This window comes from Pseudomonas sp. AC463, from assembly GCF_979253585.1.
The window spans coordinates 1-280 of sequence record NZ_CEEDDZ010000500.1; the positions used below are offsets into that span (position 1 = coordinate 1).

The window sequence follows — 280 nt, forward strand, 5'->3', positions numbered from 1 at the left end:
GTTCGAAGACAGCATCGCCCCACTGCTCGAACGCATCCGCAGCAGTGTAACCGGGCTGCTCGCCGATGCCGGCGTAGGCCTCGAGCAGGTCGATACGGTGTTTTTCACCGGCGGCTCCAGCGGTGTACCGGCATTGCGCCAGAGCGTGGCCGAACTGCTGCCCAATGCCCGCCACGTGGAAGGCAATACCTTCGGCAGTATTGGCAGCGGGTTGGCCATCGAAGCGAAGAAGCGCTACGGCTGACGCCGAACGGATAGGGACAAGGGATCGCGACTACTT

Annotated in this window: 1 protein-coding gene; it reads left to right on the forward strand. The window is 62.9% G+C overall.

Annotated elements, in window-relative coordinates:
- A partial coding sequence (locus AC0IYH_RS31145; RefSeq protein WP_471838060.1) for an Hsp70 family protein occupies positions 1-244 on the forward strand: 244 nt, incomplete at its 5' end.
- Between the last annotated feature and the right edge of the window lie 36 nt (positions 245-280).